The organism is Serratia sp. CY33525 (assembly GCF_052169115.1).
Lineage (GTDB): Bacteria > Pseudomonadota > Gammaproteobacteria > Enterobacterales > Enterobacteriaceae > Serratia > Serratia sarumanii.
Genome location: NZ_JBJNLK010000003.1, coordinates 146,776 through 160,691, shown reverse-complemented (window position 1 = coordinate 160,691; position 13,916 = coordinate 146,776). Strand labels below are relative to the sequence as shown.

Below are 13,916 nucleotides of genomic sequence, written 5' to 3'. Positions count from 1 at the left end.
AGGCTCTACCGTGACAGGCCGACGGCGCCCGCGCCGTAAAAACCAACGATAACAAACCGTTCTCAGCGTCGCCTGGCGGCGCCTTCAGGGGATACACACCGATGAAAGCCAAACTCTTGCCGCTGTTCCTGCTCGCCGCCTTGCCCGCCGCCGCGTTAGCCGCCACGCCGCCGAATACGCTGGTGGTGGTGCAATCGCTGGATGACATCGTCAGCCTCGATCCGGCGGAAGCCAACGAACTCTCCAGCATCCAGACGGTGCCCAGCCTGTATCAGCGGCTGGTGCAGGCGGATCGCGACGATCCGGCCAAGGTGGCGCCGGTGCTGGCGGAAAGCTGGCAGAGCGATGCGGCGGCCAAAACGCTGACGGTGAAACTGCGGCCGCAGGCGGCGTTCGCCTCCGGCAACCCGCTGACCGCCGACGACGTGATCTTTTCCTACAGCCGCGCGGTCAAGATGAACAAGTCGCCGGCGTTCATCCTCAACGTGCTCGGCTGGCAGCCGGACAACATCGACGCGCAGCTGAAGAAGATCGACGAACATACCGTGCAGCTGCGCTGGACGGCGGACGTCAGCCCGGCGGTGGCGCTGAATATTCTTTCGACGCCGATCGCCTCGATCGTCGACAGCAAGGCGGCGCTGGCCAACGTCAAAGACGGCGACTTCGGCAACGCCTGGCTGAAAATGCACTCCGCCGGCAGCGGCCCGTTCAAGATGCGCGTCTATCAGCCGCATCAGGCGATCGTGCTGGACGCCAACCCCACCACGCCGGGCGACAAGCCGCAGCTGAAAAACATCATCATTAAAAACGTGCCGGATCCGGCCACCCGCCGCCTGCTGATCCGGCAGGGCGACGCCGATATCGCCCGCGAACTGGGCGCCGATCAGACCGACACGCTGAAAAACCAACCGGGCGTCAAGGTGCTGGAGATCCCGTCCGCCGAACAAAACTACCTGGTGTTCAACACCGGCAACGGCGCCAATCCGCTGCTGAACAACCCGGCCTTCTGGGAAGCGGCGCGCTATCTGGTGGATTATCAGGGCATCACGAAGGATCTGCTGAAGGGCCAATACTTCGTGCACCAGAGCTTCCTGCCGGTCGGGCTGCCGGGCGCGCTGGAGACCAACCCGTTCAGCTACGATCCGGCCAAGGCGAAAGCCATCCTGGCCAAGGCAGGCATCACCCACGCCACCTTTACGCTGGACGTAGAGAACAAACCGCCGTTCATCACTATCGCGCAGGCGCTGCAGGGCAGCTTCGCCGCCGCTGGCGTGAAGGTCGAGCTGCTGCCGGCTGCGGGCAGCCAGGTTTACTCCCGCGTGCGCGCCAGGCAGCATCAGGCGGCGATCCGCCTGTGGATCCCGGATTACTTCGACGCCCACTCCAACGCCAGCGCCTTCGCCTACAACGACGGCAAAAGCAGCACGGTGGCCGGGCTGAACGGCTGGCAGATCCCGCAGTTGAACCAGCAGACTCTGGCGGCGCTGGCCGAAGCCGATCCGGCCAAGCGCCGCGCGCTGTACACCGCCATGCAGCAGGAACTGCAGCGCAGTTCGCCGTACGTGTTTATCGATCAGGCCAAAACCGAAGTGGTGCTGCGCGACAACGTCAAAGGCTACCAGCAGGGGCTGAACGCCGACATGGTCTACTACGATCGCGTCAGCAAATAGCCGGCGGGCGCCCATCGCCGGCCAATCGATTGCGGGGCGGCAAAAACGGCGTTTTAACGCTTGCAGTGGCGAAAAGCGCGAGTATAATGCGCCACAATTTGCCAGGAGAAAGCATGAAAAACGACGTTTGTTTTGTTAGCCGCAATCGACAAAACCGACTGCCTATCGGCGGCCAGCTGCCGTTGTTTCTCCTGTTGCTAAACCGATCGTTTCAAGCCCCTCATTGAGGGGCTTTTTTTTTGCCTTGAGAATATCCCAAAGTCCCGCGCCACGGGCACGCGTCGAGGAGGAGTGAAAAATGGCCAACCCGCTGTATCACAAACACATCATCTCTATTAACGATCTCAGCCGTGAGGATCTGGAGCTGGTGCTGCGCACCGCCGCCGGTCTGAAAGCCAATCCGCAGCCGGAACTGTTGAAACACAAGGTGATCGCCAGCTGCTTCTTCGAAGCCTCGACCCGTACCCGCCTGTCGTTCGAAACCTCGATGCACCGCCTCGGCGCCTCGGTGGTAGGCTTCGCCGACGGCAGCAACACTTCGCTCGGCAAGAAAGGCGAAACCCTGGCTGACACCATCTCGGTGATCAGCACCTACGTGGACGCCATCGTGATGCGCCATCCGCAGGAAGGCGCGGCGCGCATGGCCGCTGAATTCTCCGGCAATGTGCCGGTGCTCAACGCCGGCGACGGCGCCAACCAGCACCCGACCCAGACCCTGCTGGATCTGTTCACCATCCAGGAAACCCAAGGGCGCCTGAGCAACCTCAGCATCGCCATGGTCGGCGACCTGAAGTACGGCCGCACCGTGCACTCGCTCACTCAGGCGCTGGCCAAGTTCGAAGGCAACCGCTTCTACTTCATCGCCCCGGACGCGCTGGCGATGCCGGCCTACATCCTGAAAATGCTGGAAGAGAAAGGCATCGAGTACAGCCTGCACAGCAGCATTGAAGAAGTGGTGCCGGAGCTGGATATTCTCTACATGACCCGGGTACAGAAAGAGCGCCTCGACCCGTCCGAGTACGCCAACGTGAAAGCGCAATTCGTGCTGCGCGCCGCGGATCTGGCCGGCGCGCGCGCCAACCTCAAGGTGCTGCACCCGCTGCCGCGCATCGACGAGATCGCCACCGACGTGGATAAAACGCCGCATGCCTACTACTTCCAGCAGGCGGGCAATGGCATCTTCGCCCGCCAGGCGCTGCTTGCGCTGGTGCTCAACGCAGATTTGGCTCTTTAAGGGGGAACCGCCATGACTCACGACAACAAACTGCAGGTCGAAGCGATCAAATGCGGCACGGTGATCGACCACATTCCGGCGCAGATCGGTTTCAAACTGCTGACGCTGTTCAAGCTGACCGCCACCGACCAGCGCATCACCATCGGCCTGAACCTGCCCTCCAACGCGCTGGGCCGCAAGGATCTGATCAAGATCGAGAACACCTTCCTGACCGAGCAGCAGGCCAACCAGCTGGCGATGTACGCGCCGAAGGCCACGGTGAACCGCATCGATAACTATGAAGTGGTGCGCAAGCTGACCCTCAGCCTGCCAGATCACATCGACGGCGTGCTAACCTGCCCGAACAGCAACTGCATCAGCCGCAGCGAGCCGGTGGCGTCAAGCTTCAGCGTGAAGCCGCGCGACGGCGAAGTGCACCTGAAGTGCCGCTATTGCGAGAAAGAGTTCGAGCATCAGGTGGTGTTGCAGGCCGACTGAATTCTGCCCTTTTAACGGGAGCGGCGCTGTTAATCTGCGCGTCACTCCCTATAATGGGTGCCTGAAAATAACTCTACCCACGTTGCTACCCACCGAATTTCAAGCTGCGGCCGACCGCGCGGCGGCGTGAAAGACAACGGGTCTATCAGGAGAAAACATGTCACGTAATATCAGCACTGAACTCGCCCCGGCAGCCATTGGTCCTTACGTGCAGGGCGTTGATCTGGGCAGCATGATCATCACTTCCGGCCAGATCCCGGTCGATCCGAAAACCGGCGCCGTCGCCGACGACGTGGCCGCTCAGGCGCGCCAGTCGCTGGAAAACGTCAAAGCGATCGTCGAAGCCGCCGGCCTGATCGTCGCCGACATCGTGAAAACCACCGTGTTCGTGAAAGATCTGAACGACTTCGCCACCGTTAACGCCGCGTACGAAACCTTCTTCACCGAGCACAGCGCGCCGTTCCCGGCCCGCTCCTGCGTGGAAGTGGCGCGTCTGCCGAAAGACGTGAAGATCGAAATCGAAGCCATCGCCGTGCGTCGTTAATCGACACGCACGCGAATGACGGTCAGCTTCGGCTGGCCGTTTTCATTGGTAAGAATTTTATTAATCCAATTAATTTATAGCGATAGCGTAATACCGCTCACATTTACAATCCCACAATAAAAACACGCCTATAATTATTTCTCACCCGGCCGGGTCATTGCTGTTTCATTTCGTTCACTCCGTGAATAATGGCAGGAGATAACCATGGCACCTAGCGTATTGGATTATTTTATCCAACAAGCTTCCCGTTATCCGGAAAAAACCGCCGTCGTCGGCGATAATAAACATCTGACCTACCGTCAATTGGATGAAGCCAGCAGCACACTGTGCACGCGCCTGAAACAGGAAGGGGTTCGGCCCGGCGATGCCGTGCCGCTGGTCGCGCAGCGCACGGTGGAATTACCGATCGGCATGATGGCGATCGCCAAGGCCGGAGCCTGCTATATTCCCATTGACGCCCGCTATCCCGAACGGCGCATTCGCAATATTATCGAACAAAGTGGCTCGCCGATAATCCTCTTCAGCAACCATGATGCTCGTGTAAATATCGACAACCTCCCGCGCAAAGTCCTTTCCATTGATAATATTTCCCTGACTAAAGTTTCCATAACTGTATTTTCCCCTCCGCCCTCCGATGCGCTTGCCTATATTATTTTCACCTCCGGCACCACCGGCGCGCCCAAAGGCGTCATGATCGAACACCGTTCGCTGTTAAACCTGCTCCTCTGGCATAACCAACGTTTCGCGATGGATGAACACAGCCGTTCCACGCTGATTGCCGGCGTCGGTTTTGACGTGGCGCAATGGGAAATCTGGGCACCGCTGATCGGCGGCGGCACCCTGTATCTGCCGCACGAGGAGACCCGCCTGCAGCCGGACGCATTGCTGGCCTTCTTCGCCCGGCATCGCCTCACCCACGCCTTTGTCCCTACGGTATTGGTGCCGGAGGTCATCGGCGCGCCGCAGCCCGCCGGGCTGGCGCTGAAATACCTGTTCACCGCCGGTGAAAAGCTGAATCCGCTCGAGCTGCGCGGCATCGGCTATGCAGTGGTGGATTACTACGGCCCGACGGAGGCCACCATCTTCGCCACCTGCAACCGCGTGCGCTGCGCGACGCAAAACCCGCCGTCCACGATTGGCCGGCCCATCGCCGATACGCAGGTATTCATCCTCGACGAGCGCCTGCGGCCGGTAACCGACGGCGAATCTGGCGAGCTCTGCATCAGCGGCCTCTGCCTGGCGCGCGGCTACCTGAACGCCCCGCAGCTGACCGCCGAGCGTTTTGTCACTTCGCCGCACGTCGGCGGCCAGCGCTTGTACCGCAGCGGCGATCGGGCGCGCCGCTTGCCTGACGGCCGCATTCAGTACCTGGGGCGCCTCGACGCCCAGGTCAAAATCCGCGGCAATCGCGTGGAACTCGGTGAAATCGGCAGCCTGATGACGCAGGTCTCCGGCGTAAAAACCGCCATCGCCCTCGTCAATCAAACGGACAATCCGAGCGACAAGCGGATCCTGGCGTTTTTGACCGGTGAAGATCCCGGCGGCGATCTCATTGCACGGGTTAAACGGCAGCTTCAGGATCAGCTGCCCGCCTACTCTCTGCCCGCCGAGTACCGGCATCTGGATCGGTTGCCGATCAACGCCAACGGTAAAATCGACCAGGCGGCGCTGTTGGCCCTGGCGCCCGAGGCTCAGCCGGCCCCTGCTGAACCGCTCGACGGCCACCAGCGGATCGTCGCCGATCTGTGGCGCAGGCTGCTGAAAATCGATCATATCCGCGCCGACGATGATTTCTTCGCGCTGGGCGGGCATTCGCTGCTGGCGGCAAACCTGGCAAACCAACTGGGTAAAGCGTTCGCGGTCAAAACCTATGTGCGTGATATCTATGCATACCCGAACCTGAAGACGCTGGCGCAGGCGATGGCGCAACGCCAGGGACAAGAACAAACGCCTGAACCTCAAGACGGCGAGCAGGCACGCGCCTTGCAGGATGACGTGTATTTGCCGTCGGATCTCGTCGTCGATCCGACGTTCGATGCGCGGCAAATCAGCGCGCCGCGCGCCATTTTGCTGACCGGCGCCACCGGCTTCGTCGGCGCGCACCTGTTGGCCGATCTGCTGCACACCACCGACGCCGAGCTGTACTGTCTGGTGCGCGACGGCACCAAACTGCCGCCGAGACAGCGGCTGGAGGCGGTGCTGCAGCGCTACCGGATCGCGTTGAGCGCCGGGCAGCGCGCACGCCTCCATATCCTGCCCGGCGACGTGGCGGAACACCATTTCTCGCTGGCCCCGGCGGCTTACCGGGTGTTAAGTCAGGATATCGATCTGATTTACCATTCGGCCAGCGCGGTGAATTTTATCCAGCCTTACGCCTACATGAAGCGCGACAACGTACAGGGCCTGCGGGAAATCATTCGTTTCGCGGCGCATAGCCGCACCAAGCCGCTGATGCTGCTGTCGACCATCTCCGTTTACAGCTGGGGGCATCTGCACACCGGTAAGCGGGTGATGCGGGAAAGCGACGATATCGATCAAAACCTGCCGGCGGTCAGCCGCGATATCGGCTACGTGCGCAGCAAATGGGTGATGGAGAAAATCGCCGATCTGGCGGCGAAGCAAGGCCTGCCGCTGATGACGTTCCGCCTGGGCTACGCCACCTGCCACAGCCGCACCGGCGTCAACGCCGATTACCAATGGTGGGCGCGGCTGGTGAGAACCTGCATCAGCAGCGGCACGGTGCCGGATTTACGGGATCTGCGCGAAGGGTTGACCACCGTGGATTACATGACCCGGGCCATCGCCCACGTCTCTCGCAACCCGCAGGCGCTGGGGCAGAAATTCAACCTGATCCATCAAGGTGACAATAATCTGACGCTGCGTGAGTTTTTCAGCCTGCTGGAGCGCGAGTTCGGTTATCGCTTTCATCCTCTGCCCTTCGCACAGTGGCGAGCCCAATGGGAAAACGACAGCGACGCGCCGCTGTACCCGCTGCTCAGCCTGTTCAAGGATCCTATGGTGGACGAGCTATCGACGGTGGAGCTCTATCAAGACACCTATCGGTGGGACTGCAGCAACCTGCAACGCTTCCTGCAGGGCAGCGGTATCGATGAGCCGCGCTTCACCCGCCAGCTGCTGCTGAATTACCTGCAGCACGCCATCGGGTATGCGCCGCTGTCGCTTCGGGCGTAACGAGACCGGGGCTCAGCTGGCCGAGCCCCGTCACCCTCACTCCGTTTTAAGCCCCCGCAGCAGCGCCTCCAGCGGGTACACCGCCGCAATCACCACCTCGTCGCGCGTCTGCGCCGCCTCATCCAGCTGGCGCTGCGCTTGTTCGGCCTCGGCCCGGCTCAGCTGTTTGCCCTGCTGATGGCGATCCAGCAGCATTAAGCCCAGCGTGGCCAAGGCATCGACGTCCTGCGCCACCGGCGCCAGCTCTCGCAGCGTGCGGTTGCCCGCGATCGCCGTCTGCAGCGCCGCGCCGTTCGCCTGCCAGCGCTGCAGTCGTTCGCGCAGCGCCTGCGCCGCCGCCTTATCGCGCTTATCCTTCAACAAGGCTGCGACCAGTGCCTGCATGTCGCGCACCGCGCCGCTCTCCGGCGGCAGCGCATCGGCAAAGCGGTTCAGCGGTTCGAACTGGTGATAGTTGCCGGCCTGGAACTTCAGGTGCTGGCGGGTGTAATACTGCGCTGGCTCCACCGCCTCGGCCAGGATCTGCAGCGGCACGATCTGCACGCTGTTGCTCAGCCGGGTGAATTCGCGCGCCGTTTCCGCGTGCTGCTGCAGGCCGACCGACACCACCGACCAGGCGTCGATCGCCGCCAGCCGCCGGTACATGTTGTTTTCGTCGGTGACGTCCTGCGCCGACCACAGCCGCTCCGCCACCGCGAAGGCGCGCGGCCACAGCTTGAGATCGAGAAGCGGCGCGCGCACGTTTTCCGCCCACAGCGCCGCTTCACCGCCGAGAATGTTGGCCTGCCCCTTCTCGTCCGGCACCACCGGCATCTTGCCCGCCGGCACCGCCGCCAGCTTGTCGCCGCGGGTGGGGTAAAGCACGTTGCCGACCAACGTATAGCCGCTGAGCTTGTCCTGCTGCAGCGTGAACACCGGCCGCGTGTCACCCATCCAGGTATCGACGCGGAACGTCACCTGCTGCGGCGTGCGCCAGACAATGTCGTGCACCGCGCGGCGCGATTTGCCGTTGAAATCGATAAAGCCGCGCCAGCCCTGCTTGCCCTCGATCAGCGTGAAGCTGCCCTCCACCGCGCTGCCCTTCAGGCGCGGCATGCTGAAGCCCCAGCTTTGCGCCTGCTCGCCAGGTTGCACCGCCGTCTCGACCCCCAGCGGCTGCGGCAGAATTTCATTGCGGTAGTGATAGGCGGTGCTTTGCGGCTGATCGAGGTAGAAACCGGTGGAGAGGATGCCCTGATAGCCGTCCTGCGCGCTGGCGCCCAGCGAGTCTTGCCCCTGCCAGGACTGAATGACGATCGAGCGCGGCAGCGACGGATGATAGATCTCGTCCCAGCCGACCATCTGCCGCTGGTGTTTCTCGAGGATCTTTTCCAGCTTCTGGTTGAAGTAGGCCTGCAGCGCATGGGTATCCGCCAGCCCGTTCTTCTGCATAAACGCCTGAATCGACGGCGACGCCCGCCACTGGCTGGCGTCCACCTCATCGCCGCCGATGTGCAGATAAGGATCGGGGAAGATCGCCGCCAGCTCGCCGACGATCGTGTCGACAAACTGATACACCTCGTCGCGGGTCGGATCGAGCGTCGGCTTATGCACGCCCCACTCGCGCTCCATCCGATACGGCCCCGGCGCGCTCATCAGGTCGGGATAGGCCACCGCAATGCTGGAGGCATGCCCCGGCATGTCGATCTCCGGCACCACGCGAATGCCGCGCGCCGTGGCGTAAGCCACCACCTGCCGCATCTGCTCGCGGGTGTAGAACTGGCCGTCGCTGGCCTGCTGTTGCAGCTTGGGATAATGCTCGGAGGCAAAGCGCCAGCCCTGATCGTCGGTCAGGTGCCAGTGGAACACGTTAAGCTTGGCCGCCGACATGCCGTCGAGCTGGCGCAGAATGTCCGGCAGCGGCAGGAAATGACGCGCCGAATCCAGCAGCACGCCGCGCCACGGAAAACGCGGCACGTCGCGGATATCCACCAGCGGCAGGAAGGTATTTTGCCCGTCGGTCTGCAGCAGCTGCAGTAGGGTCTCCATGCCGCGCAGCGCGCCGAAACGGGTGTTGGCGGTCAGCGTGGCGCCCTGCGGCGTGACCGCCAGCCGGTAACTCTCATCGCTGCCCGGCAGCGGCTGCGCCGCCACCCGGTCCTTGATCACCACCTTGATCGCCGCGCCGTTCGCTTCTTCCATCGGCGCCAGCGTCCAGCCGGTCTGCAGTTCGATGCGCTGGCGCCAGCGCGGCAGCGCGTCGCCCAGATCGTCGCCTTGCAGCGTCAGAGACAAACGGTGATCCAGCACCAGCTTGCCCGCCGGTTGCGTTACTTCCACCTGCTGCGGCCAGGGCATCAGCGGCAGATCGCCGGCCGGCTGCGCCAGCGCGCCGCAAGAAAACCATAACGATGAAGCCAGTAGCGTATAACGGAAAGGTCTGTGCATCGGAAATTCCTCAGAGGAAAAAAACAAAATATCCCCAATGAATTTCAAACCACCGCTAGGCGATAAACAACAACGCGGTGGCTTGAAAGGCGCAGGGGAAAACAGCCAACGCTGTAGATAAAGACTCAGCCCAGAACAGATGTCCAACCGTTGCGGTGAAAAAGCGGACGGGATCACAGTTGCCCCCTCCCGGCCGGAGGGGGCGAACGGGTTATTGCCAGCCGTAGCGGCGCACGAACCAGCCTTTCACGCACTGGGTCAGCACCATGTAGCCGGCGAGGATCAGCACCAGCCACGGGAAGTAGCCGAGCGGCAGCGCCTGCAGCTGCAGGAAGCCGGCCAGCGGCGAGAACACCAGGCCGATGCCGGTGGCGATCACCGCCAGCGTCATGATGCACAGCGGCCAGGACGGGCGGCTCTGGATAAACGGAATTTTGCGCGTGCGGATCATGTGCACGATCAGCGTTTGCGACAGCAGCCCTTCCACGAACCAGCCGGACTGGAACAGCGTCTGCATTTCCGGCGTATTGGCCTTGAATACCCACCACATCAGGCTGAAGGTCAGCACGTCGAAGATCGAGCTGATCGGCCCGAAGAACACCATAAACCGCCCCAGATCGGCGGAGTTCCAGCGCTGCGGCTGGGTGATCTGATCGTCGTCGACGTTATCGAACGGGATGGCGATCTGCGAGATGTCGTACATCAGGTTCTGAATCAACAGGTGCAGCGGCAGCATCGGCAGAAACGGCAGGAAGGCGCTGGCGATCAGCACGCTGAACACGTTACCGAAGTTGGAGCTGGCGGTCATCTTGATGTATTTCAGCATGTTGGCGAAGGTACGGCGCCCTTCGATCACCCCCTGCTCCAGCACCATCAGGCTTTTTTCCAGCAGAATGATGTCCGCCGCCTCCTTGGCGATGTCCACCGCCGAATCGACGGAGATGCCGATATCGGCCGCGCGCAGCGCCGGCGCATCGTTGATGCCGTCGCCCATAAAGCCCACCACGTGCCCCTGGCGGCGCAGCAGTTTGACGATGCGCTCCTTGTGCAGCGGCGTCAGCTTGGCGAACACCGTGGTGCGCGCCGCCGCCTGCGCCAGCTGCTCGTCGTCCATCTGTTCGATCTCGCTGCCGCGCAGCAGACTATCGGCCTCCAGCCCGACGTCCCGGCACACCTTGGCGGCCACCAGCTCGTTGTCGCCGGTGAGGATCTTCACCGTGACGCCGTTCTGTTTCAGCGCCGCCAGCGCCGGTGCGGTGCTCTCCTTCGGCGGATCGAGGAAGGCGACGTAGCCCTCGAGGATCAGATCCGACTCATCCGCCACGCCGTATTCATGGGTTTGCGCCGGCAGGAGCTTGTTGGCCACTGCCACCACCCGCAGCCCCTGCTGGTTGAGATCGTCGGTGATGCGGCGAATGCGCGCCAGCAGCGCCTCGCTCAGTGGGATCACCTCGTCTTCGTGGCGCACGTGGCTGCAAATCGCCAGCATCTCTTCCAGCGCGCCCTTGCACACCAGCTCGTGATACTCGTTGTCCTTGGCCACCACCACCGACATGCGGCGGCGCACGAAATCGAACGGGATCTCATCTACCTTGCGGTAGTTTTGCAACGCCGCCGGTTGCCGATTCTGCTCCGCGCAGCTCAGCACCGCCACGTCGAGCAGGTTTTTCAGCCCGGTCTGGTAGAAGCTGTTCAGCCAGGCGTAGCGCAGCACCCGCTCGCTGCCGGCGCCGAACGCATCGGTGTGGCGTTCCAGCACGATCTTGTCCTGGGTCAGGGTGCCGGTCTTGTCGGTGCACAGAATATCCATGGCGCCGAAGTTCTGGATGGCGTCCAGGCGTTTGACGATCACCTTCTGGCGCGACAGCTTCACCGCCCCTTTGGCCAGCGTTGAGGTGACGATCATCGGCAGCATTTCCGGCGTCAGCCCGACCGCCACCGACAGCGCGAACAGCGCCGCTTCCCACCAGTCGCCCTTGGTGTAGCCGTTGATCAGCAGCACGATCGGCGTCATCACCAGCATAAAGCGGATCAGCAGCCAGCTGACCTTGCTGATGCCGCTCTGGAAGGCGTTCGGCTGCTGCTCCTGGCTGGTGACGCGCTGCGCCAGCTGGCCGAAATAGGTGCCGCCGCCGGTGCCGATCGCCATCGCCAGCGCGGTGCCGCTGACCACGTTGGTGCCCATGAAGCACAGGTTCTGGCAGTCGAGCGGATCGGCCGCCAGCGCCTGCGGCGCCGCGGATTTTTCCACCGGCAGCGATTCACCGGTCAGCGCCGCCTGGCTGATGAACAGATCCTTGGCCGACAGCAGGCGCAGATCCGCCGGGATCATGTCCCCGGCCGCCAGCTTGACGATATCGCCCGGCACCAATTGCGCGATCGGCAGCTCCACGTGTTCGCTCTTGCCGGTGAGCGCATCGCTGCGGATCACCGTGGCGGTGTTGCTCACCATCGCTTTCAGCGCATCGGCCGCCCGGTTGGAGCGCGCCTCCTGGATGAAGTTCAGCAGCGTGGAGATCAGCACCATCAGCGCGATCACCAGCGCGCCGGTGAGATCCTCTGTGGCGTACGAGATCATGCCGAGCGCGGTCAGCAGCAGGTTGAACGGGTTGCGGTAGCAGTGCCAGAGGTGTTGCCACCAGGCCTCTTTCTGCTGATCGTCGATGACGTTCTCGCCGCAGCGCCGGCGCACCTGCTCTGCCTCATGGGCGGTGATGCCTTCCGGGTGGCTGTGGAAACGCTCAAACAGCTGCATCGTCTCTGCGGCGGCGCATTCCAGCCGCTGTTGCGCCAGGCCGGCCGGCATATCGTGCGCAGCGCCGCCGACGCCGTCCAGCAGGCTGTCGCGGCGCACCAAACGGCGCGGAAGGCCGCGGGCGAACAGGCCCAGCAGCTGACGGGGGAGTTTTTTCAGTTTCATGGTTCGCACCTCGTCGCCCGGTGCCTCACGGCAGCGGGTAAACGGGGATCGTCATCGGCCGGACGGATGGCGGGTGCGCCAAAAAGCCTCTGCCAACGCAGATCCTTATTCTTTTTTCAGCAGCAGGAGCGAACGACGAAGCGCGCGCCACCGGTTACCGTGATGTACTTCACCGGTAAAACAGCAGCGCCAGGCGGAAAGGTTTTACCGGTGAACCGAGTGAGTGTCTAAAGCGGTCGGGTCGGGGTCCATATGGGGAATCACCTCCGGTAAAGGGAAAAACAGAGCGGCAGGAGCGGCCGTTCAGCGCAGTGCAACAATCCCGTATTGCCTCAAGATCCGCGTGGGAAAATGAGCTATGCTGACGGGCATTGTTTTACAGGCCATTATGTTACGCCTGTCCACCTCAACGAAAAGTAAACCATGCAAAACCGGCTGACCATCAAGGACATCGCACGCCTGAGCGGCGTAGGCAAATCCACCGTCTCACGGGTGCTGAACAACGAAGGCAGCGTGAGCCCGCAGACCCGCGAACGGGTGGAGGCGGTGATCCGTCAGCAAGGGTTTACCCCCTCCAAGTCGGCGCGCGCCATGCGCGGCCAGAGCGACAAAGTGGTGGGCATCATCGTTTCCCGTCTCGATTCGCCGTCGGAAAACCAGGCGGTGCGCACCATGCTGCCGCTGCTGTATCAGCAGGGCTTCGATCCTATCGTGATGGAGAGCCAGTTCGAAACCCGCCTGGTGCAGGAGCACCTGCACGTGCTGCGCCAGCGCAACGTCGACGGCGTGATCCTGTTCGGCTTTACCGGGCTGACCGCGGCGATGCTCAAACCGTGGCAGGAAAAAATGGTGGTGATGGTGCGCGAATACGACGGCTTTTCGTCCGTCTGCTACGACGACGCCGGCGCGGTGAACCTGCTGATGGATCGCCTGTATCGGCAAGGGCACCGGCACATCGGCTATCTGGGGGTGCAGCTCAGCGACGCCACCACCGGCCAGCGCCGCTACCAGGCCTATCTCGACGCCTGCGAGCGCCTCAAGCTCACGCCGCGCGCCACGCTGGGCGAGCTGAGCTACCAGAGCGGTTTCCAACACGCCGCCGAGGTGATCGACCCGCACACCAGCGCGCTGATCTGCGCCTCCGACAGCATCGCCCTGGGGGCAATCAAATACCTGCAGCAGCAGCCGACGCACGCCATCCAGGTGTGCGCCATCGGCAACACCCCGCTGCTCAGCTTTCTGTTCCCCGACACCCTGTCGGTGGAGTTCGGCTACGGCAGCGCCGGCCTGCTGGCGGCGCAACAGCTGCTGGCGCAGCTCAACGGTGAACAGGGGATCCGCCGCCTGGTGGTGCCCAGCAAACTTTCCTGATTAAAAGACGACCATTTTTTGTCATTTTGTGATCCTCGCCCCAAACCGGGAACGTTCCCATTCCATAAAAAAATCCGAGTG

General features: G+C 62.5%; 8 protein-coding genes. 6 read left to right on the top strand and 2 right to left on the bottom strand.

From position 1 onward, the window contains the following. Positions 1–101 precede the first annotated feature (101 nt). The 5 genes from ACJ8IM_RS09505 (at position 102) to ACJ8IM_RS09485 (ending at position 7,117) form a co-directional block, all read left to right on the top strand. The gene (locus ACJ8IM_RS09505; RefSeq protein ID WP_033652788.1) at positions 102–1,670 is read left to right on the top strand and encodes an ABC transporter substrate-binding protein; all 1,569 of its coding nucleotides are present in this window, start codon (positions 102–104) and stop codon (positions 1,668–1,670) included. Positions 1,671–1,968: 298 nt separating this feature from the next. After that, entirely contained in the window at positions 1,969–2,904 is a 936-nt protein-coding gene (pyrB, locus tag ACJ8IM_RS09500; protein WP_033636864.1) for an aspartate carbamoyltransferase, read from the top strand. Positions 2,905–2,916: 12 nt separating this feature from the next. Further along, on the top strand, positions 2,917–3,381 hold the full coding sequence (gene pyrI, locus ACJ8IM_RS09495) for an aspartate carbamoyltransferase regulatory subunit (RefSeq protein WP_033636863.1): 465 nt from the start codon (positions 2,917–2,919) through the stop codon (positions 3,379–3,381). A 157-nt stretch (positions 3,382–3,538) separates the two neighbouring features. Further along, positions 3,539–3,925 (top strand): 2-iminobutanoate/2-iminopropanoate deaminase, encoded by a 387-nt coding sequence (ridA, locus tag ACJ8IM_RS09490; protein WP_033636862.1) that lies wholly within the window; start codon positions 3,539–3,541, stop codon positions 3,923–3,925. 204 nt (positions 3,926–4,129) lie between these two features. Next, positions 4,130–7,117, top strand: a complete 2,988-nt coding sequence (locus ACJ8IM_RS09485) for a non-ribosomal peptide synthetase (RefSeq protein ID WP_033652787.1) — start codon at positions 4,130–4,132, stop codon at positions 7,115–7,117. A 36-nt stretch (positions 7,118–7,153) separates the two neighbouring features. Here the strand turns inward: ACJ8IM_RS09485 and ACJ8IM_RS09480 are convergent, their stop codons facing one another. Beyond that, positions 7,154–9,544, bottom strand: coding sequence for a family 20 glycosylhydrolase (locus ACJ8IM_RS09480; RefSeq protein ID WP_033652786.1), 2,391 nt, complete (start codon positions 9,542–9,544; stop codon positions 7,154–7,156). A 211-nt stretch (positions 9,545–9,755) separates the two neighbouring features. Continuing rightward, positions 9,756–12,464: a magnesium-translocating P-type ATPase gene (gene mgtA, locus ACJ8IM_RS09475; protein WP_033652785.1), complete on the bottom strand. Its 2,709-nt coding sequence runs from the start codon at positions 12,462–12,464 to the stop codon at positions 9,756–9,758. A gap of 423 nt (positions 12,465–12,887) precedes the next feature. Between mgtA and treR the strand changes: the two genes are divergently transcribed. Continuing rightward, on the top strand, positions 12,888–13,835 hold the full coding sequence (gene treR / locus ACJ8IM_RS09470) for a trehalose operon repressor TreR (protein ID WP_033652784.1): 948 nt from the start codon (positions 12,888–12,890) through the stop codon (positions 13,833–13,835). The last annotated feature ends 81 nt before the right edge of the window (positions 13,836–13,916 follow it).